Source organism: Pseudomonas sp. HMSC057H01 (assembly GCF_001836405.1).
GTDB classification, from domain to species: domain Bacteria; phylum Pseudomonadota; class Gammaproteobacteria; order Pseudomonadales; family Pseudomonadaceae; genus Pseudomonas; species Pseudomonas aeruginosa.
This window is the reverse complement of the sequence record NZ_KV828460.1, coordinates 108,027-129,344: the sequence shown is the minus strand read 5'-3', so window position 1 is coordinate 129,344 and position 21,318 is coordinate 108,027. Positions and strand designations below refer to the sequence as shown.

Sequence of the window (21,318 nt, the reverse complement as noted above, 5' to 3'; positions counted from 1 at the left end):
CAAAGAGCTTGCTACGTCCTGCCTGACGGTAGCCAACGGCGGTTACCCATCCCCGACAAAGACGTCGCGCGGCCTCTCCTTCCCGGCAGAGGCCCGTGGCGTCTTCGTCGTTTCGCCCCAGCGTCGGGGCGGGTGGGTGGTCCGCTGTCGGACGCTCACCTTGTAGCGATGCAACTTCCGCCGGGCGGCCGTTCCGCCCCGATTCCGCTGGATACGAGGTGTTCGATGAACAACAGCTTCTGGAAGGCCGGCCATGCGCCGACCCTGTTCGCGGCGTTTCTCTATTTCGACCTGAGCTTCATGGTCTGGTACGTGCTCGGCCCGCTGGGGGTGCAGATTGCCGGCGACCTGCAACTGAGCACCCAACAGCGCGCGATGATGGTCGCCACGCCGATCCTCGCCGGCGCCGTACTGCGCTTCCTGCTCGGCCTGCTGGCCGATCGCTGGTCGCCGAAGAGCGCCGGCATCCTCGCCCAGGTCATCGTCATCGCCGCCCTGGCGGCCGCCTGGCTGCTGGGCGTGAACAGCTATGCGCAGGCACTGCTGCTGGGGTTGTTCCTCGGCTTCGCCGGGGCATCCTTCGCCGTGGCCCTGCCGCTCGCATCGCAATGGTACCCGCCGCAACACCAGGGCAAGGCCATGGGCATCGCCGGCGCGGGCAACTCCGGCACCGTGCTCGCCGCCCTCTTCGCCCCCGGCCTGGCCGCCGCGTTCGGCTGGAACAACGTGTTCGGCTTCGCCCTGCTGCCGCTCGTCCTGACCCTCCTGGTGTTCGCCATGGTCGCGCGCAACGCCCCGCAGCGGCCGGCGCCCAAGGCCATGGGCGATTACCTGAAAGCCCTCGGCGACCGCGACAGCTGGTGGTTCATGTTCTTCTACAGCGTCACCTTCGGCGGCTTCCTCGGCCTGGCCAGCACCCTGCCCGGCTATTTCCACGACCAGTACGGCCTGAACCCGGTGACCGCCGGCTACTACACCGCCGCCTGCGTCTTCGCCGGCAGCCTGATGCGCCCGCTCGGTGGCGCCCTCGCCGATCGCATCGGCGGCATCCGCAGCCTGCTGATGGTGTACACCCTGGCCGCCATCTGCATCGCCGCGGTCGGTTTCCACTTGCCCAGCGCGATGGCCGCCCTCGGCCTGTTCGTGGTCGCCATGCTCAGTCTCGGTGCCGGCAATGGCGCGGTGTTCCAGTTGGTACCGCAGCGCTTCCACAAGGAAATCGGCGTGATGACCGGGCTGATCGGCATGGCCGGCGGCATCGGCGGCTTCTGCCTGACTGCCGGCCTCGGCGCGATCAAGCAAAGCACCGGCGACTACCAGCTCGGCCTGTGGCTGTTCGCCAGTCTCGGCGTGCTGGCCTGGTTCGGCCTCCACGGGGTGAAGCGGCGCTGGCGCACCACCTGGGGCTCGGCCGCGGTCACCGCCGCGCGGGTCTGAGCGTGGGGCTGCGACTGAGCATCGGCGAGGCCAGCGCCTGCGGGCCTCGCACGGAAAACCAGGACGCGCTGCGGGTAGTCACCCCGGCGCCGGCCCTGGCCGCCAGCAAGGGACACCTGCTGGCCATCGCCGACGGTGTCAGCCAGTGCGCCGATGGCGGCCTGGCGGCGCGCAGCAGCCTGCAAGCGCTGGCCCTGGATTACTATGCGACTCCGGAAACCTGGGCCATCGTGCAGTCCCTGGACCGCCTGCTGCTGGCGCAGAACCGCTGGCTACAGGCCAATGGCGGCGGCCAGCCGCTGCTCACCACCCTCACCGCCCTGGTGCTGCGCGGCACCCGCTACACCCTGGCCCATGTCGGCGATTGCCGGGCCTACCTGTGGCGCGACGGCGAGTTGCTCCGGCAGACCAGCGACCACGTCTGGGAACAGCCGCACATGCAACACGTGCTGACCCGCGCCCTGGGACTGGACCAGCATCTGGTGGTCGACTATCTGGAAGGCGATCTGGAGCCCGGCAGCCAGTGGCTACTGGTCAGCGACGGCGTCTGGGCGACGCTGGGCGACAGCGGCATCCGCAGCATCCTGCGCAACGCCGAAGAGCCGCAGCGCAGCGCCGAGGCTCTGGTTCGCGCCGCCCACCTGGCAGGCAGCCAGGACAACGCCAGCGCCCTGCTGGTGCGCGTGGAAGCCGTGCCCGCAGGCAGCCTCGGCGACGCCCTCGCGCAACTGGGCCACTGGCCACTGCCGCCACCGCTGAAGCCCGACCAGCTCTTCGAAGGCTGGCGGGTCCGGCAGTTGCTCGGCGAATCCCGCCAGTCCCTGCTCTACCGGGTCGAGGATGGCCAGGGCCAACCCTGGCTGCTGAAGACCCTTCCCGCCGCACGTGCCGACGATCCGCTGGCAACCCAGGCCCTGCTGCTCGAGGAATGGTTCCTGCGCCGCGTCCAGGGCCGGCATTTCCCCGAGCTGCACGGATTGGCGCAACGCCAGCATCTGTATTACCTGATGCGCGAGCACCCCGGAGAGACTCTCGCCGAGCGCTTGCGCAACCATGGCCCGCTGTCGCTGCCGGAGTGGCTGGGGCTGGCCAACCAGCTGCTGCGCGGGCTTGGCCAGTTGCATCGACGCAACCTGCTGCACCGCGACCTCAAGCCGGAAAATCTCCACCTCGGCCGCGACGGCGAGCTGCGCCTGCTGGATTTCGGCCTGGCCTGGTGTCCGGGATTGTCGCACGAAGACCCCCATCTGCTACCGGGTACGCCCAGCTACCTGGCGCCGGAGTGCTTCTCCGGCACCTCGCCCTCGGTGCGCCAGGATCTCTACGCCACCGGCGTCTGCCTCTACCAGGCGCTGACCGGGCGCTATCCCTATGGCGAGATCGAAGCCTTCCAGCACCCGCGCTTCGGTCGCCCCGTCCCGCCCAGCCGCTATCGCCCCGACCTGCCGGCCTGGATCGACGACCTGCTGCTGCGCGCCGTCGCCTGCGACCCCGCACAGCGCTTCGAGACCGCCGAGGAATGGCTGCTCTCGCTGCAACAGGGAGAAGCGTTGCCGGCCGCGGCACCCCGCCCATTGCTGGAGCGCGAACCGCTGCAGACCTGGCGCGCCATCGCCCTGCTGTCCCTGGCCGCCAACCTGGCGCTACTCCTGGTCTGGCTGAAGGGCTGAGTGGCACCAGCCCGGTGCGATACGCCCCGGCACGGAGCAGAAAGACCGCGGGGAGCCCCCGCGTTATCCCTGCAAGGCCATGGAGATAGGCAATAGCGCAAGTTGGCACGGCGCCTGCTTGGGTTCTCCCGACAATCGACAACAAAGCGCCTGCCTCAACGACGAGGCGGCGTTTCCCGACCGAACGGGACCTGGACAAAGGCGTCCTGCTGGCAACAGCGGGACGCCTTTTTTGTTTGCGCCAACCTTATGCAGGAGCTACTCCGCATGAAGAAGATCAAGCTGGTAATGGTCGGCAACGGCATGGCCGGGGTCCGTACCCTGGAAGAACTGCTCAAGCTCAACTCGGACTTCTACGACATCACGGTGTTCGGCGCCGAGCCCCATCCCAACTACAACCGCATCCTGCTGTCCCCGGTACTGGCCGGCGAGCAGACCTTCGAGGAAATCGTCCTCAACGACCTCAACTGGTATGCGGAAAACGGCATCAAGCTCCTCCTCGACCGCAAGGTGGTGCAGATCGACCGGGTCCGCCGCAGGGTGGTCGCCGCGGACGGCAGCGAGGCCGAGTACGACCGCCTGCTGCTGGCCACCGGCTCGGTCCCCTTCATCCTGCCGATACCCGGCAATCGGCTGCAGGGCGTGATCGGCTACCGCGACATCGCCGACACCCAGGCCATGATCGACTGCGCCCGGACCCACAGCCACGCGGTGGTGATCGGCGGCGGCCTGCTCGGCCTGGAGGCGGCCAACGGCCTCAAGCAACGCGGCATGGACGTGACCGTCGTGCACCTCTCCGACTGGCTGCTTGAACGCCAACTGGACCGCACCGCCGGCAAACTCCTGCAAGGCGCGCTGGAAGCCCGCGGCATCCGCTTCCGCCTGAACACCCAGACCCAGGAACTGATGGACAACGGCAGCGGCCGGGTCTGTGCCGTGCAGTTCAACGACGGCGACGTGATTCCCGCCGACCTGGTGGTAATGGCCGCCGGTATCCGCCCCAACACCGAGCTGGCCGAAAGCGCAGGCATCCCCTGCAACCGCGGCATCCTGGTCAACGACACCCTGCAGACCTACGACCCACGCATCTATGCGGTCGGCGAATGCGCCAACCACCGTGGCATCGCCTACGGCCTGGTTGCGCCGCTGTTCGAGCAGGCCAAGGTCTGCGCCAACCACCTGGCTCATCTCGGCTACGCCCGCTACCAGGGCTCGGTGACCTCGACCAAGCTCAAGGTGACCGGTATCGACCTGTTCTCCGCCGGCGACTTCATCGGCGGCGAAGGCAGCGAGACCATCACCCTTTCCGACCCCATCGGCGGCGTCTACAAGAAACTGGTGATCAAGGACGATGTACTGGTCGGCGCCTGTCTCTACGGCGACACCGCCGACGGCGGCTGGTACTTCCGGCAGATCCGCGAGAACCACAACGTCGCGCAGATCCGCGACCACCTGATGTTCGGCGAGAACGCCCTCGGCGATGTCGGCCACCAGGGCCAGAACAGCGCCGCGAGCATGCCCGACACGGCCGAAGTATGCGGCTGCAACGGCGTCTGCAAGGGCACCATCGTCAAGGCGATACAAGAACACGGCCTGTTCAGCGTCGACGAAGTCAAGAAACACACCAAGGCCGCCAGCTCCTGCGGCTCCTGCGCGGGATTGGTGGAACAGATCCTGATCAGCACCGTCGGCGGCGCCGCCGACGTCAAGCCGAAGAGCGAGAAGGCCATCTGCGGCTGCAGCGACCTCAACCACGGGCAGATCCGCAAGGCCATTCGCGAACACCGGCTGACCAGTCTCGACGCCGTCATGCGCTTCATGGACTGGAAGACCCCGAACGGCTGTGCCACCTGCCGCCCGGCCCTGAACTATTACCTGATCTCGACCTGGCCGGGAGAAGCCAAGGACGATCCGCAGTCGCGCCTGATCAACGAACGCGCCCACGCCAACATCCAGAAGGACGGCACCTACTCGGTGGTACCGCGGATGTGGGGCGGCGTGACCAACGCCGCCGAGTTGCGGCGCATCGCCGACGTCGCCGACAAGTACCAGGTGCCGATGGTCAAGGTCACCGGTGGCCAGCGCATCGACCTGCTGGGGGTGAAGAAGGACGACCTGCCGGCCATCTGGAAAGACCTCGACATGCCCTCCGGACATGCCTACGGCAAATCCATCCGCACCGTGAAGACCTGCGTCGGCAGCGAGTTCTGCCGCTTCGGCACGCAAAACTCGACGCAGCTGGGCATCGATCTGGAACACGACCTGTTCAACATGTGGTCGCCGCACAAGGTCAAGCTGGCGGTCTCCGGCTGCCCGCGCAACTGCGCCGAGGCCGGGATCAAGGACGTCGGCATCATCGGCGTGGACTCCGGCTGGGAGATGTACATCGGCGGCAACGGCGGGATCAAGACCGAGGTCGCGGAGTTCTTCGTCAAGCTCAAGACCGCCGAAGAAGTGCGCGAATACAACGGCGCCTTCCTCCAGCTCTACCGCGAGGAAGCCTTCTACCTGGAGCGCACGGTGCATTACCTGCAGCGGGTCGGCATGGAGCACATCCGCAAGGCGGTGGTCGAGGACGCGGAAAACCGCAAGGCGCTCAACGACCGCCTGCAATTCGCCCTGTCCTTCGAGCAGGACCCATGGAAGCAGCGCATCGAACAGCCGCAATTGAAGAAGGAGTTCGAACGGATTCCGCTCAAGCAACTGGAAAACGTCTGAATCCCTTGTCCGGGCCGTCCCACGGCGGCCCTCCCCCTACCGGAGTGAACCGATGAACTGGCTGGATATCTGCGCCCTCGATGAAATCAACCCGCTGGGCTCGCGCGTGGTCGCCGGCCCGAAAGGCGACATCGCCATCTTCCGCGCCTCCGACGACCAGGTCTTCGCCCTCGATGACCGCTGCCCGCACAAGGGCGGCCCGCTGTCCCAGGGCCTGATCTACGGCAAGCGAGTGGCCTGTCCGTTGCACAACTGGCAGATCGAACTGGAGAGCGGCGAAGCCGTGGCCCCGGACCAGGGCTGCGCCCATCGCCACCCGGTGCGGGTGGAGAACGGACGGGTGCTGCTCGGCCTGGACAGCGTGGCGCTGTGCGCCTGATCTCTCGCCGATAACAGGAGCCGAGCATGTCGACAGATTCCCCGCTGCGCACCACCGCTTCGACCTGCTGCTACTGCGGCGTGGGTTGTGGCGTCCTGATCGAACACGACGGCGAACGCATCCTCGGCGTGCAAGGCGATCCGCGGCACCCGGCCAACTTCGGCAGACTCTGCAGCAAAGGCGCCAGCCTGCACCTGACCGGCGACCTCCAGGCCCGCGCGCTGTACCCCCAACTGCGCCTCGGCAAGCAACTGGCGCGGGCTCGCAGCGACTGGGAGAGTGCCCTGGAACATGCCGCCGGGCGTTTCGCCGAGACCATTCGCGAACACGGGCCGGACAGCGTGGCCTTCTATATCTCCGGCCAGTTGCTGACCGAGGACTACTACGCCTTCAACAAGCTGGCGCGGGCCCTGGTCGGCACCAACAACATCGACAGCAATTCGCGCCTGTGCATGTCCTCGGCGGTGGTCGGCTACAAGCGCAGCCTGGGCGCCGACGCACCGCCGTGCAGCTACGAAGACCTCGACTGCGCCGATTGCGTGCTGATCGCCGGCAGCAACATGGCCTTCGCCCACCCGGTCCTGTTCCGTCGCCTGGAAGCCGCCAAGGCCGCTCGGCCGGAGATGCGCATCGTGGTGATCGACCCGCGGCGCACCGACACCTGCGAGCTGGCCGACCTGCACCTGGCGCTGCTGCCCGGTACCGACGTCGCACTGTTCCACGGCATCCTGCATATCCTGCTCTGGGAGGACTGGATCGACCGTTCGTTCATCGCCGAGCATACCGAGGGTTTCGCCGACCTGAAGGAACTGGTGCGCGACTACACCCCGGCCGCCGTCGCCGACATCTGCGGCATCGACCGCGCCGACCTGCAGCGCTGCGCTGAATGGATCGGCCGTTCGCCGCGCTTCCTTTCGCTCTGGTGCATGGGGCTCAACCAGTCCAGCGCCGGCAGCGCCAAGAACAGCGCACTGATCAACCTGCACCTGGCCACCGGCAAGATCGGCCGCGCCGGATGCGGACCGTTTTCCCTCACCGGCCAGCCGAACGCCATGGGCGGTCGCGAGACCGGCAGCCTGGCCACCCTGCTGCCCGGCCACCGCGAAGCCGCCGATCCCGGCCATCGCGCCGAGGTGGCGCACTACTGGGGTGTGGAACAGTTGCCCACGTCCCCCGGTCTCAGCGCCATCGAGCTGTTCGATGCGGTCCACGACGGCCGGATCAAGGCGCTCTGGATCGCCTGTACCAACCCCGCGCAATCGCTGCCGGACCAGCGCAAGATCCACGAGGCCCTTGCCCGCTGTCCCTTCGTGGTGGTCCAGGAAGCCTTCGCCGGCACGGAAACCTGCCAATACGCCGACCTTTTGCTTCCAGCCGCATCCTGGGGAGAAAAGGAAGGCTCCGTGACCAATTCGGAACGGCGGGTCAGTCATGTCCGTCGGGCCGTTCCGCCCCCCGGGGAAGCACGCCAGGACTGGAACATCGTCTGCGACTTCGCGCGCCGCCTGGAAGGGCACCTGCGACCCGCTAAACCCGGCCTGTTCGCCTTTGCCGACAGCCGCAGCCTGTTCGACGAATACAAGCTGCTTACCGCCGGCCGCGACCTCGATCTTTCCGGCCTCAGCTACGCACTGCTCGACCGCCTGGGGCCGCAGCAATGGCCATTTCCCAGTGGCGCGGAGCACGGCACCGCACGGCTCTATGCAGACGGCCGCTTCCCTACCGCCTCGGGACGCGCGCAACTGGTCGCCGAACCCTACCGCGCCGCCCAGGAAAAACGTGACGCGCGCTACCCGCTGACCCTCAATACCGGACGCTTGCGCGACCAGTGGCACGGCATGAGCCGGACCGGCACCTGCGCACGCCTGTTCGGCCATGAAGAGGAGGCCCTGGTGCACCTGCATCCCGAGGAACTGCGCCGCCGCCAACTGCGGGACGGGCAGCTCGTGCGCCTGAAGAGCCGGCGTGGCGCCCTGATCCTGCCAGTGAGTGCAGACGACTCGGTGCGCCCCGGCCAGGCCTTCCTGCCGATGCACTGGGGCGATCGCTTCCTCAAGGGCCTGGGCTGCAATGTCCTGACCCTGCCGGCGTTCGACCCCCTGTCGAAACAACCCGAACTCAAGCACGCCGGGGTTCAGGTCGAATCCGTCGAACTGCCCTGGCGCCTGTTCGCGCTGGTGGAAACCGATATCCAGGCGCGTTTCGAGGCCCTCCGTGCGCTGTGCGAAGTCTTCGACCACGCCAGCTTCAGTCTCGCCGGACGCGAGCGCCCCGCCCTGCTGGTCAGCGCCGCACACCATGAGGCACCTGGCGCAGACCTGCTGGAGCGGATAGATCGCCAACTCGAATTGCTCGACGGGCCGATCCTCGCCTACGACGACCCACGGCGCGCCATCGGCAAGCGCGTGCGCCTCGAAGACGGGCGCATCGTCGCCGTCCGGCTCGCCGGCGAAACCCTCGCCCGCGACTGGTTGAAAGAACTCTGGCTTACCGGCCGGGCCGATAGCGAGCTACGCCGCTGGCTGCTCGCCCCACTCGGCGCGGCACCGGGACGACCCAGCCAGGGTGCGGGCGGCAAGACCCTGTGCAGTTGCCAGAACGTCAGCCAGCAAACGGTGCTCGGCGGCATCGCCCGCGGATTGGACCTGGACGGATTGAAGCGCGAGTTCGGCTGCGGCACCGGCTGCGGCTCCTGCGTACCGGAAATCAAGAGACTGCTGGCGGCCCCCCGGCCCATGGCGGCGAATGCCTGAGGAGAACGACGATGAGCGGTAAGGTCTGGCTGGTGGGTGCGGGTCCCGGCGATCCGGAACTGTTGACCCTGAAGGCAGTTCGCGCCCTGCAGGACGCGGATGTGGTGATGGTCGACGATCTGGTCAACCCGAGCATACTGGAGCACTGTCCGTCCGCCCGGCTGGTCCGGGTCGGCAAACGCGGCGGCTGCCGCTCCACACCGCAGGACTTCATCCAGCGCCTGATGCTGCGGCATGCCCGCCAGGGACGCAGCGTGGTGCGCCTGAAAGGCGGCGATCCATGCATCTTCGGCCGCGCCGGCGAAGAAGCCGAATGGCTGGCCCGGCACGGGATAGACAGCGAGATAGTGAACGGCATCACCGCCGGGCTGGCTGGCGCCACTGCCTGCGGCATACCGCTGACCTACCGCGGCATCAGCCGCGGCGTGACCCTGGTGACCGCGCATACCCAGGACGACAGCCCGCTGGCCTGGGAAGCCCTGGCACGCAGCGGTACCACGCTGGTGGTCTACATGGGCGTCGCCCGACTCGCGGAGATCCAGGCCGGGCTGCTGGCTGGAGGCATGGCCGAGGATACGCCGCTGGCGATGATCGAGAACGCCACCTTGGGCAACCAGCGCGAATGCCGCAGCAACCTCGGCGAGCTACTGCGGGACGCCGGACGTTTCGCCTTGAAAAGCCCGGCGATCCTGGTGATCGGCGAAGTAACCCGCGACATCGTGTCGCAACCGATTTCCCTGAGCGCCTGACGAGCGGTCTTTTTCCAGGCAAAGAAAAACCCGGCCTGAGCCGGGTTTTTCCTTAGAGGCTCAGCCGATTACTTGGCTTCAGCTTCTACTTCGGCTTCAACGCGACGGTTGATAGCGCGGCCTTCAGCGGTGGCGTTGTCGGCAACCGGGCGGGACTCGCCGTAACCAACAGCGTTCACGCGACCACCTTCTACACCGTACTCGTTGACCAGTACGTCACGAACGGCGTTGGCACGACGCTCGGACAGCTTCTGGTTGTAAGCGTCGGTGCCGACGGAGTCGGTGTGACCTTCAACGGTGGTGGAAGTGGACGGGTACTGCTTCATGAAGTCAGCCAGGTTCTTGATGTCAGCGTAGCTATTCTCTTTGACCTTGGACTTGTCGAAGTCGAACTTCACGTCCAGCTGTACGCGTACGACTTCGGCGACAGCCGGGCAGCCGTTGGCGTCAACGGTGACGTTGGCCGGGGTATCCGGGCACTTGTCGACGTTGTCGCAAACGCCGTCGTTGTCGGAGTCGGAGCAAACGTCGGCAACCGGTTCCGGAGCCGGAGCGGCTTTCGAACCACCGAAGTTGAAGCCGACGCCCAGGCCAGCCATCCACTCGCCCTGGTGACCGTTGTCACGCTTCTCCAGACCGTACTGGCCGTCGAGGCTGGCCTTGGCGAAGAAGTTCTCAGTGAAGTAGTACTTCAGACCAGCGCCGATGTTGGCCATGGTCATCTGCTGACGGCCTTGGCTGTCGCTGTTGATGTTGGTGATGTTCTGGTGAGCCAGACCAGCCGACACGTACGGACGCAGACCTACGCCCGGGGTACCGAAGTGGTAGATGGCGTCCAGAGAGGTCAGGTTGCCGTGGACCTTCTTGTTGCCGGTTTCGTAGGTGCCACGAACGTCATGGTACTCACCGTAGGACAGCGCCAGCTCGACGTCGTCGGTCAGGAAGTAACCGATCGAGCCGCCGTACAGGTCCGCGTTCTTCATGTTGCGAACGCTGTCGGTGAAGTAGCGCTTGCCGAAGGCTTCGATCTCTACCGAGTTCTGGCCCTGGGCAAAGGCGTTCATTGCCGAAGCGGCAACCAGCGAGCCGATGACAACGCCTAAGGTGTTCTTCAGTTTCATCCGTTAAATCCCCATCTTGATGGTCAGTTAGTTGTCCAACAATCAGCCGCACAACTTGGGTGGCAAGTTTATCAGAACTTCCCGCATAGAGAGACAATATTTACCCAACTATGTTTCGGTCGCATCTGAAAACTTTTCGCGCAGGCGGTCCAGTGCCCGCTTGTAGCGCATTTTCGTCGCACTCAGACCCATGTGCATGATATCCGCTATCTCCTGAAACTCCAGTTCCGCTACGAAGCGAAGAACCAGAATCTCCCGATCTATCGGATTGACATGGACGAGCCAACGATCCAATCCGCCCCGCTCCTCAACCTTCGGCGACTTCTCCTCGGAAGCCTCCTCCAGCGGGTCGAGGCTGAGCGCATCCATCAATCGGCGCTTGCGGCGCTCCTTGCGGTACTGCGTGATGCACTCGTTGTACGTGATGCTATATAGCCATGTTTTGAACTTCGACTTGCCCTCAAAGTTCTTCAACCCGTACAAAACTTTCAGCATCACCTCCTGGCACACGTCGTCCGCGTCGCGGTCGTTGCCCAGGTAGCGGGCACAGACGTTGAACAGCGTGCGCTGGTAACGCCGCATCAATTCTTCATAGGCGCGCGTCACGTGGAACAGCTCCGAGTGCGCACGCTCGACCAGCTCTTCATCGGAAAGCTGGCGTGGGTCATACCGCTGTGACAGGGGGTGAGGCTTATTCAAGTGAGATCAGGCCAGTCATATCGTAAGCCGGGCCGCCCTGCAGAGCAGCCACGTCCATTATCTCTCCCGGATCAGCGGCTGGTAACTCGCTGATCGAGCAGTAGACGGTTGGCCAGCGACACAAGCTCTCCCTCTTCCGTCAGCAGGATGGTCTTGACCGTACCTATCTCTTCAATAGTGCCTTCAACGTCACCCACTTTCACCTGTTGTCCGACCTGATACAGCTCGCGGACGTAGATTCCTGCAATGATCTGCCCGGCGACCTCGCGGCTGCCCAGGCCCAGGGCCAGCGCAGCGGCCAGGCCGACGGTGATCAGGACGATGGCGATGATGTAGTTGAGCAGGTCGGTCTTGACCTCGAGCTGCCCCACCGCCACCGAGATGCTGATGATGATGACCAGCCACTGGGCGATCCGCCCCAGGCCGTTCGCGTATTCGAGGCCAACGCCGTCCGCCGCGCCGCGCACGACGCTGTTCACCAGTTGCGCCAGGAGCACGCCGACGATCAGCACCAGGGCCGCGCCGAACACCTTGGGCAGGTACAGGGCGAGGACGTCCAGCGTGGCGGATACCCGCTGCAGGCCGAGCGACTCGGCGGCGGATACGAGGAAGACGAGCAGCACGAACCAGTAGACGATCTTGCCGACCAGCGTCGAGACCGGAACCTGGATGCCGACCCGGGCCAGCAGCTTGGTCAGGCCGGTGCCACCCATCAGCCGGTCCAGGCCCAGCTTGGCCAGCAGCTTGGAAAGCAGCGCATCGAGCAGCTTGGCGATGACGAAGCCGAGCAGAACGACCACCAGGGCGCCGAGCAGGTTGGGAATGAAGCCTGCCAGCTTGCCCCACAGGGTGTTCATCGCGGTCAGCAAGCTCTGGGTCCAGATATCGAATTGCATGTTCACTCAGCCTTGTCAGCAGAAGATGCGTTTTTCGCGGAAATACGGGAAACCGGCGCCAGATGCGGCGAACCGTTGTTGATGCCGATCATCAGCGCCTGCAGCCAGTGCCCCATGAGGCTGAACAGGTCACCGGCGCCAACCTGGCGATTGGCGGTCTTCAGCACCCGTCCCAGACGCGCGTCGTCGTCCGGCTGGGGAGCCGAAGCCTTGAGCAGGTCCCGCAGGGACTCTTCGAACGGATCGTGCATGCACACCTCATGTCTGTACGAGGGAGTGACGCCCTCTCCTCACCCCAGGTCACGTCAGAGCCAGCGCAGCCGACGAAATACCCACCACTGGAAGGTGGCGACCCCGCCGATCAGCAGGCAGGCCAGCCAGAACCCATGCGGTGCATCCGCCCCCGGAATGCCGCCGACATTGATTCCCAGCAGGCCGGTGACGAAGCTCATCGGCAGGAAAAAGCCGGTGATTATACCAAGGAGATACATGGTGCGGTTCATCCGTTCGGTGATTCGCCGCGACTCGGCTTCCTGCAGGACGCTGATGCGCTCCCGTATCAACTCGAGCTCTTCGAGATTCCGCGTCAGCCGGTTGTTCAGCTCGTTCCAGTAATCGGCGTCGTCCTCGACGAACCAGGACAGCTTGTAGCGCGCCAGTTGCGAGTAGATATCCCGCTGCGGCGCCAGGTAGCGCCGCAACCCCGCCGACCGGCGGCGCAGGGTACGCAACTGGTGCTGGTCGGGACTGGCGCGCTCGTCCGCCTCGACCAGTTCCTCGACAGCATCGAGCTGGTCGGCTATCCCGCTGATCAGCGTGTCGACGCGATCGGTCAGGTAGTGCGCGAGGTAGTACACGACCTCGGATGCCGTCTTCGGCCCTTTCCCCGCCTCCAGGTCCTCGAGCAGATCGGCCACCGCCTTCAGCGGCCGCAGGCGCAGCGAGATCACCCGGCGCGCGTCGGCGAATACCCGCAGCGAAACCATGTCTTCCGGCTCCGCGCCCGGATTCAGGTTCACTCCACGGAGGAACACCAGCAGGCTTTCGGCCCCGAGATCGAGCAAACGGGGGCGAGTCGCCTCCTCCAGCAGCAGATCGCAGGCGAACTCGCTGAGCCCCGCGGAATCCCGCAGCCAGGCCTGCGCTTCCGGTACGCCGCGGTCCCAGTGCAGCCAAAGGCTCTCCTCCGGCAGCAGGTCGAGCACCGCTATCTGGTTGCGTCCGACACGGCGTCCGCCGCCGCGCCCGTTGAGGACGTAGCCATAGATCAAGCCGCGCTCGTCACCCGACTCGTACGCTTGCATTGCGCTTCCCTTGGTAAAACGACCATTTCGACAGTAAAAACACAAGTCCGGTACCAGTCAATTCATGGACTTGCGGCATAACCTTAAAGCCAGTCCTGAGACCCATATGCGCGCCTCGGGTTCATTCCAGCAAAAAGCCCCGGGACGCTGCCTGCGTCACCGGGGCCGGAACGGCTGTTAAAAAGCCCTATTCGGGCATCTTCAAGGCCTGCGGAGAAACGATGATGCCGTTGTTATCGGCATACACGAACTCGCCGGGGCGGAAGGTGACGCCGCCGAAGGTCACGGCGACGTTCAGATCGCCGATGCCGCGCTTGTCGGTCTTCAGCGGATGACTGGCCAGGGCCTGGACGCCGAGGTCGGTCTGGGCGATCACGTCGACGTCACGGATGCAGCCATATACGACGATCCCTTCCCAGCCGTTCTTCGCCGCTTTCTCGGCCAGCATGTCGCCCAGCAGGGCGCGGCGCAGCGAACCACCGCCATCGACGACCAGGACCTTGCCCTTGCCGTCCTTGTCGACCTGCTCCTTGACCAGCGAATTGTCTTCGAAGCACTTGATGGTGACGATCTCGCCGCCGAAGGAGTCGCGGCCGCCGAAGTTGCTGAACATGGGTTCGACGACCTGGACCAGCTCAGGATAGGCATCGCACAGATCGGGAGTGACGTAATGCATGGGAAGCTCCTGTGGGTGAAGGGATCGGCTCGGGCAGCTCCGGAGGATCATCGGCCGCCCGCCCCGGCGGCGCCGGCGTGACCGGAGCCGCCATTTGCGTCACATGTTAGCCGCTGATTCCGGCTTCCGATACGTCTAGCGCCTCACTCCACGCGGATTCGTCGCCCGCCGGCGATCGCTGGCGCAGCCAGCGCTCCACCAAGGGCCAGACCTCTAGCTGGGCCGCCTTGCCGATCAGCATCTCGATATGCCCGTAGTCCTCGGCGTAGCCAGCCTCGCGTCCGAGCAACAGGTATTCGCGCTCGGACGAGGCGAACTGCTCGAACAACTTGCGACAGGCCCAGGACGGGTCCTGCCGGTCCCCAGCCCCGGCGACCGCCAATAGCGGCACGTCGACTGCGGCGAGCCCCTTCCACCAGTCGTTGCCCGGCTCGCCGAAGCGGCCGAACAGCCCATGCCAACGCAGGACCTCCAGCGCCACGCCGACCGGCTCGTCTTCCGGGCCCTGCCGCCAACGGCTTCCGGATAGCGCGTCGACGCGGCGCAGCAGCAGGCGCGCGAGGATGCCTGCCATGGGCAACCTGAACAGCCAGTGCGCGGTGCTGACCTGGCTACCGAACAACGCCACGGAAGCGATCCGTGCCTGGTCCAGGTAGCCCCCGCCCAGCCCCGCCGCCAGCACCACCCCACCGAGGGAGTGGCCAATCCAGTGCGCCGGCTGCCCGCACTGCTCGTGGATGAAGGAGGCCAGCGCCGGCAGGTCGTAGCGCGCGTAGTCGGCGACCCGGTTGTCCCGGTAACCATCGTTGCGAATCGACAGGCCATGGCCGCGCATTTCCGGCAGCCAGACATCGAACCCCGCCCGCGCCAGGTAAGGACCTAATCCGAGCGCACGCGGCGAGTACCAGAAGCGGCGGTTGGAAAAACTCCCGTGCAGGAGGATCACAGGCGGTCCGCGCCGCTCGCCGGCGGCCTGCTGTCCGAGCCGGGTTACGACTAGCTCGACGCTGGCATCGGGGCTGTTGCCGGGCTTCAGGCGGTAGATGTCTTCGGTAAGGTCGGCGCGCAATTCGGCGCTGACCAGGGCGACAGGAAAGAGGCGACTACTGCTTTGCATGCTTGTCTTGTACAGGAGGCACGAAAAAGGGCGGTGTTACCCGCCCTTTCCGGATACAGCGAGGACCGATCAGGCCTGGTCTTGCCCCTCGGCGAGGAAGAACCAGGTATCCAGCACCGAGTCGGGGTTCAACGAGACGCTCTCGATGCCCTGCTCCATCAGCCAGCGGGCCAGGTCCGGGTGGTCCGACGGACCCTGGCCGCAGATGCCGATGTACTTGCCGGCCTTGTTGCAGGCAGCGATGGCGTTGGCCAGCAGCTTCTTCACCGCCGGATTGCGCTCGTCGAACAGGTGGGCAACGATGCCGGAATCGCGATCCAGGCCCAGGGTCAGCTGGGTCAGGTCGTTGGAACCGATGGAGAAGCCATCGAAGAACTCGAGGAACTCGTCGGCCAGCAGGGCGTTCGACGGCAGTTCGCACATCATGATGACCTTCAGTCCGTTCTCGCCGCGCTTCAGGCCGTTCCCGGCCAGCAGCTCGACCACCTGGCTCGCCTCGCCCAGGGTGCGCACGAAGGGCACCATGATCTCGACGTTGGTCAGGCCCATTTCGTTGCGGACCTTCTTCAGCGCACGACACTCCAGCTCGAAGCAGTCGCGGAACGACTCGCTGATGTAGCGCGAGGCGCCACGGAAGCCGAGCATCGGGTTCTCTTCTTCCGGCTCGTAGAGCTTGCCGCCGATCAGGTTGGCGTACTCATTGGACTTGAAGTCGGACAGGCGCACGATGACCTTCTTCGGCCAGAACGCCGCGGCCAGGGTGCTGATGCCCTCCACCAGCTTCTCGACGTAGAAGCCGACCGGATCGGGATAGCCGGCGATGCGCTTCTCCACGCTTTCCTTGATGTCCGCCGGCAGGCCGGCGAAGTTCAGCAACGCCTTGGGGTGCACGCCGATCATGCGGTTGATGATGAATTCGAGGCGGGCCAGGCCCACGCCTTCGTTCGGCAACTGGGCGAAATCGAAAGCGCGATCGGGATTGCCGACGTTCATCATGATCTTGAACGGAAGGTCGGGCATGGCGTCGACCGAGTTCTTGCGCACATCGAAACCGAGTTCGCCTTCGAAGATGAAGCCGGTATCGCCTTCGGCACAGGAAACGGTCACCCCCTGCCCATCCTGCAGGATCTGGGTGGCGTTGCCGCAACCGACCACCGCCGGGATGCCCAGTTCGCGAGCGATGATCGCCGCGTGGCAGGTACGCCCGCCGCGGTTGGTGACGATGGCGCTGGCGCGCTTCATCACCGGCTCCCAGTCCGGGTCGGTCATGTCGGAGACCAGGACGTCACCCGGTTGGACCTTGTCCATTTCCGACACGTCGTTGATCACCTTGACCGGACCGGCACCGATGCGCTGGCCGATGGCACGTCCTTCCACCAGGACGGTCCCCTTCTCTTTCAGCAGGTAGCGCTCCATGACCGTGGCGCTGGCGCGGCTCTTCACGGTTTCCGGGCGTGCCTGGACGATGTACAGCTTGCCGTCGTCACCGTCCTTGGCCCATTCGATGTCCATCGGGCGGCCATAGTGCTTCTCGATGATCATGGCCTGCTTGGCCAGCTCGGTGACCTCGGCGTCGCTCAGGGCGAAGCGGGCGCGATCGGCGCGATCGACGTCCACTACCTTGACCGAGCGACCGGCCTTGGCTTCGTCGCCGTAGATCATCTTGATCGCCTTGCTACCCAGGTTGCGGCGCAGGATGGCCGGACGCCCGGCTTCCAAGGTCGGCTTGTGGACGTAGAACTCGTCGGGGTTCACCGCGCCCTGAACCACGGTCTCGCCCAGGCCGTAGGCACCGGTGATGAAGACCACGTCGCGGAAGCCGGATTCGGTGTCCAGGGTGAACATCACCCCGGCGGTGCCGGTTTCCGAGCGGACCATGCGCTGCACGCCGGCGGACAAGGCGACCAGCTTGTGATCGAAGCCCTGGTGCACGCGGTAGGCGATGGCGCGGTCGTTGAACAGGGAGGCAAAGACCTCTTTTGCTGCGCGGATCACATTGTCCACGCCGCGGATATTGAGGAAGGTTTCCTGCTGGCCGGCGAACGAGGCGTCCGGAAGGTCTTCGGCGGTAGCGGAGGAACGCACTGCCACGGCGAGGTTGTCGTTGCCGTTGGCCAGGGCGGCGAAGGCCTGGCGGATCTCGCTGTCGAGACGGGCCGGGAACTCGGCTTCCATCACCCACTGGCGGATCTGCGCGCCGGTCTTGGCCAGGGCGTTGACGTCGTCGACGTCCAGGGCGTCCAGGGCCGCGTGGATACGGTCGTTGAGGCCACTCTGCTCGAGGAAGTCACGGTAGGCCTGGGCGGTGGTGGCAAATCCGCCGGGTACGGAAACGCCGGCACCGGCCAGGTTGCTGATCATCTCGCCGAGGGATGCGTTCTTGCCCCCCACATGCTCTACATCATGGACGCCGAGCTTATCGAGGGAAACTACGTACTCTACCAAGGTGATCTCTCCACTATTGAATTGGAAAAGCTCAAGCGGGGCCAGGAGCAGCTCCGCTGGATTCTGGCCTGGCCCTTAGAAATAAGTGACAATGCTGCGACAGAAAGGCCTCTGACAACGCGCGGCCTATCATAGCCAAGAATCGTTCCTACCTTAAGGCTTTCGGTGCAAATGAAACGAACCGCATTCTTCATCTCGGACGGCACCGGTATCACCGCCGAAACCCTGGGCCAAAGCCTTCTGGCACAGTTCGAGAACATCAGCTTCGTCAAACTGACGAGACCGTACATCGATACCGAAGAAAAAGCGCGCGCCATGGTACAGCAAATCAATAATGCTGCCGAGTCGGACGGGGCCCGCCCGATCATCTTCGATACCATCGTGAACCGCGACATCCGGGCGGTCCTGGCGCAATCCAACGGTTTCATGATCGATATCTTCGCCACCTTTCTTTCGCCTCTGGAACAGGAGCTTTCGGCCGACTCGTCCTATTCGGTCGGCAAGTCCCACTCCATCGGCCACAACTCCAACTACATGGATCGCATCGAGGCGGTGAACTTCGCCCTCGACAACGACGACGGCGCCCGCACCCACTACTACGACAAGGCCGACCTGATCCTGGTCGGCGTCTCGCGCTGCGGCAAGACGCCCACCTGCCTGTACATGGCCCTGCAGTATGGCATCCGCGCCGCCAACTACCCGTTGACGGAAGAGGACATGGAGCGCCTGCAACTGCCGAACGCCCTCAAGCAGTACAAGCACAAGCTGTTCGGCCTGACCATCGACCCCGACCGCCTCACCGCGATCCGCAACGAACGCAAGCCCAACAGTCGCTACGCCAGCTTCGCCCAGTGCGAATTCGAGGTACGCGAGGTCGAAAGCCTGTTCCGCCGCGAAAACATCGCCTACATCAACTCCACGCATTTCTCGGTGGAGGAGATTTCCGCAAAGATCCTCGTCGAAAAAGGCGTGGAACGGCGCTTCAAATAACCGCTCCGGGGCCAGCGGCTCGGCACCGCCAAGGTCCCTTGCCCGCTTCCGGTAACGCTTCGAGCCCCTGGATGGAATTTCGTTTCATCCCAGGGGCAAAACCCCGACCAAGTGGTATAAGCGGCTGTCGCTGCCGAAAAACCGCGTGATAGAATGCGGCCCGCATGCGCCTGGCGGGGCGCCCGGCATGCCCGGCCTGCCGAGCGCAGGTCGATGACGCAGGGTTTTCCGTCACGGACTGGACAGCGATCGCAAGATCGACCCGCCGAACGCGACACCAACCAGGACTTATGAAACTCAAGCCCTTAGCTCCCCTGCTCTGCCTATTCATCGCCGTACCAGGCCTGAGCGTAGCCGCCGAAAAGACGGTCTACGGCCTGAACGAATACGCGCGCATCAACGACCCGGACATCCAGCTGGCCGCCAAGCTCGACACCGGCGCCAAGACCGCCTCCCTCAGCGCCCGCGACATCAAGCGTTTCAAGCGCGACGGCGAAACCTGGGTGCGCTTCTACCTGGCCACCGACAACGCCGACGACACCCCGATCGAGAAGCCCCTGGCGCGGATCAGCAAGATCAAGCGCCGCCACGGCGACTTCAACCCCGACGAGGGCAAGGCCTATACCGCCCGTCCGGTGATCGAGCTGCAGGTCTGCATGGGCAAGGCGATTCGCACCATCGAAGTGAACCTGACCGACCGAAGTGCATTCCAATACCCGCTTTTGATCGGCTCGGAGGCCTTGAAGAAATTCGACGCACTGGTCGATCCGAGTTTGAAATACTCGGCCGGGAAACCCGGCTGCAAACCTGATGCAAAACCTGCTGAGTAAACGACATGCGCTCTCTCAACCTGCATCTGAAAGTCCTGATCGCCATCCTGCTGACCCTGGGTGTGGCGATCACCGCCTATCAGATTTTCGTCCAGGGTATTCCCGTTACCGAAGCCGAAACCGATGACCTCTGGAACATCGATGCCAAGGTCGACTTCGTCGCCACGCCGAAAACCCCGGTCAAGGTGCAGATGTTCGTTCCGCCGTTGAGCCAGGACTACGTCAGCCTCAACGAAAGCTTCGTCTCCAACAATTACGGCGTCAGCATCAATCGCGCCGACGGCAATCGCAAGGTGACCTGGTCCGCCCGCCGCGCCAACGGCAAGCAGACCCTGTACTACCGCCTGGTGCTGACCAAGCGCTACACCGGCGAGAAGACCAAGGAGAAAGGTCCGATCTTCCGCGACAGCCTGCCCCTGGAAGGCCCGGAGAAGATCGCCGCAGAAGCCCTGCTGGCCCCCATTCGCCAGCACTCGGCCGACGTCGAGACCTTCGTCAGCGAAGCCATCAAGCGCGCCAACAACGGCAACGACGACAACGTCAAGCTGCTGATGGCCGGCGACACCAGCCTGGAAAAGAAAGCGCATATCGTCGAGACCCTGCTGTCCATCGCCCACGTGCCGATGGAGCGGGTCCACACCATCCGCCTGGTCGCCGACCTGCAACAGAGCCCGGAACTGTGGCTGCGCAGCTTCAACGGCGAGAACTGGCTTTACTTCAACGTGGTCACCGGCGAACAGGGCCTGCCCTCCGATCGCCTGATCTGGTGGCTTGGCGATGAGCCGCTGATGACCATCGACGGCGGCAAGAAGGCCCAGGTCAGCTTCAGCCTGAACAGCAGCGAGATGAATGCCATCCGCCTGGCCAAGCTGTCCGACGAGAACACCGAGGCGGCCTTCCTCGAGTACTCCCTGTACGGCCTGCCGCTGTCCACCCAGCAGACCTTCCAGATCATGATCATGATCCCGATCGGCGTGCTGGTGATCCTGATCCTGCGCAACCTGATCGGCCTGCAGACCCTCGGCACCTTCACCCCGGTGCTGATCGCCCTGGCCTTCCGCGAGACCGGCCTGCAATGGGGTATCGCCCTGTTCACCGTGATCACCGCCCTGGGCCTGTCGCTGCGCTCCTATCTCGAGCACCTGAAGCTGCAGATGCTGCCGCGCCTCTCGGTGGTGCTGACCTTCGTGGTGGTGATGATCGCGGTGATCAGCCTGTTCAGCCACAAGCTCGGCTTCGAGAGCGGCCTGTCGATCGCCCTGTTCCCGATGGTGATCCTGACCATGACCATCGAACGCCTGTCGATCACCTGGGAAGAGCGCGGCGGCGGCCATGCGATGAAGGTGGCCATCGGCACCCTGTTCGCGGCATCGCTGGCGCACATCCTCATGCGCATCCCGGAACTGGTGTACTTCATCTTCACCTTCCCGGCCGTGCTGCTGATCCTGGTCGCCTTCATGCTCGCCATGGGCCGCTACCGCGGCTACCGCCTGACCGAGCTGTTCCGCTTCAAGGCCCTGCTCAAGGACTGAAC

17 protein-coding genes are annotated in these 21,318 nt (G+C 64.8%); 9 read left to right on the top strand and 8 right to left on the bottom strand.

All coding sequences use genetic code 11. From position 1 onward, the window contains the following. The first annotated feature begins 225 nt into the window (after positions 1-225). From HMPREF2581_RS13785 to cobA, 6 genes are all read left to right on the top strand, one after another. Positions 226-1,437: a NarK family nitrate/nitrite MFS transporter gene (locus HMPREF2581_RS13785; protein ID WP_003087861.1), complete on the top strand. Its 1,212-nt coding sequence runs from the start codon at positions 226-228 to the stop codon at positions 1,435-1,437. Between the two features lie 68 nt (positions 1,438-1,505). After that, positions 1,506-3,107, top strand: a complete 1,602-nt coding sequence (locus HMPREF2581_RS13780; protein ID WP_011666704.1) for a bifunctional protein-serine/threonine kinase/phosphatase — start codon at positions 1,506-1,508, stop codon at positions 3,105-3,107. A 267-nt stretch (positions 3,108-3,374) separates the two neighbouring features. Further along, on the top strand, positions 3,375-5,825 hold the full coding sequence (gene nirB, locus HMPREF2581_RS13775) for a nitrite reductase large subunit NirB (RefSeq protein WP_003139951.1): 2,451 nt from the start codon (positions 3,375-3,377) through the stop codon (positions 5,823-5,825). A 52-nt stretch (positions 5,826-5,877) separates the two neighbouring features. Next, entirely contained in the window at positions 5,878-6,204 is a 327-nt protein-coding gene (gene nirD, locus HMPREF2581_RS13770) for a nitrite reductase small subunit NirD (RefSeq protein WP_003139953.1), read from the top strand. A gap of 26 nt (positions 6,205-6,230) precedes the next feature. Further along, positions 6,231-8,957: a nitrate reductase gene (locus HMPREF2581_RS13765; protein ID WP_003139955.1), complete on the top strand. Its 2,727-nt coding sequence runs from the start codon at positions 6,231-6,233 to the stop codon at positions 8,955-8,957. Positions 8,958-8,968: 11 nt separating this feature from the next. Beyond that, positions 8,969-9,706 (top strand): uroporphyrinogen-III C-methyltransferase, encoded by a 738-nt coding sequence (cobA, locus tag HMPREF2581_RS13760; RefSeq protein ID WP_003087845.1) that lies wholly within the window; start codon positions 8,969-8,971, stop codon positions 9,704-9,706. 68 nt (positions 9,707-9,774) lie between these two features. Here the strand turns inward: cobA and oprF are convergent, their stop codons facing one another. The 8 genes from oprF to ppsA form a co-directional block, all read right to left on the bottom strand. Further along, positions 9,775-10,827: an outer membrane porin OprF gene (oprF, locus tag HMPREF2581_RS13755; RefSeq protein ID WP_003087843.1), complete on the bottom strand. Its 1,053-nt coding sequence runs from the start codon at positions 10,825-10,827 to the stop codon at positions 9,775-9,777. 108 nt (positions 10,828-10,935) lie between these two features. Next, positions 10,936-11,526, bottom strand: coding sequence for an RNA polymerase sigma factor SigX (gene sigX, locus HMPREF2581_RS13750; RefSeq protein WP_003098059.1), 591 nt, complete (start codon positions 11,524-11,526; stop codon positions 10,936-10,938). Between the two features lie 71 nt (positions 11,527-11,597). After that, positions 11,598-12,422, bottom strand: coding sequence for a mechanosensitive ion channel family protein (locus tag HMPREF2581_RS13745; RefSeq protein ID WP_003087830.1), 825 nt, complete (start codon positions 12,420-12,422; stop codon positions 11,598-11,600). Positions 12,423-12,424: 2 nt separating this feature from the next. Next, the gene (locus HMPREF2581_RS13740) at positions 12,425-12,679 is read right to left on the bottom strand and encodes a hypothetical protein (RefSeq protein ID WP_003122844.1); all 255 of its coding nucleotides are present in this window, start codon (positions 12,677-12,679) and stop codon (positions 12,425-12,427) included. Positions 12,680-12,727: 48 nt separating this feature from the next. Beyond that, positions 12,728-13,726 carry a zinc transporter ZntB gene (locus HMPREF2581_RS13735; RefSeq protein WP_003098062.1) on the bottom strand — a complete coding sequence of 333 codons (999 nt, stop codon included), beginning with the start codon at positions 13,724-13,726 and terminating at the stop codon, positions 12,728-12,730. A 187-nt stretch (positions 13,727-13,913) separates the two neighbouring features. After that, entirely contained in the window at positions 13,914-14,402 is a 489-nt protein-coding gene (gene rraA / locus HMPREF2581_RS13730; RefSeq protein ID WP_003087823.1) for a ribonuclease E activity regulator RraA, read from the bottom strand. Between the two features lie 106 nt (positions 14,403-14,508). After that, positions 14,509-15,519 (bottom strand): alpha/beta fold hydrolase, encoded by a 1,011-nt coding sequence (locus HMPREF2581_RS13725; protein WP_003087820.1) that lies wholly within the window; start codon positions 15,517-15,519, stop codon positions 14,509-14,511. A gap of 69 nt (positions 15,520-15,588) precedes the next feature. Next, positions 15,589-17,964 (bottom strand): phosphoenolpyruvate synthase, encoded by a 2,376-nt coding sequence (gene ppsA, locus HMPREF2581_RS13720; RefSeq protein WP_003098065.1) that lies wholly within the window; start codon positions 17,962-17,964, stop codon positions 15,589-15,591. Positions 17,965-18,135: 171 nt separating this feature from the next. Here ppsA and HMPREF2581_RS13710 point away from each other — a divergent pair, with 171 nt between their 5' ends. The 3 genes from HMPREF2581_RS13710 to HMPREF2581_RS13700 all read left to right on the top strand — a co-directional run bounded on the left by HMPREF2581_RS13710 (position 18,136) and on the right by HMPREF2581_RS13700 (position 21,316). Further along, positions 18,136-18,954, top strand: a complete 819-nt coding sequence (locus tag HMPREF2581_RS13710; protein WP_003087813.1) for a posphoenolpyruvate synthetase regulatory kinase/phosphorylase PpsR — start codon at positions 18,136-18,138, stop codon at positions 18,952-18,954. 290 nt (positions 18,955-19,244) lie between these two features. After that, positions 19,245-19,784, top strand: coding sequence for a retropepsin-like aspartic peptidase RloA (locus tag HMPREF2581_RS13705; protein WP_003087811.1), 540 nt, complete (start codon positions 19,245-19,247; stop codon positions 19,782-19,784). Positions 19,785-19,789: 5 nt separating this feature from the next. Further along, positions 19,790-21,316 (top strand): osmotic stress tolerance membrane protein RloB, encoded by a 1,527-nt coding sequence (locus HMPREF2581_RS13700; RefSeq protein ID WP_003087809.1) that lies wholly within the window; start codon positions 19,790-19,792, stop codon positions 21,314-21,316. Positions 21,317-21,318: the final 2 nt, after the last annotated feature.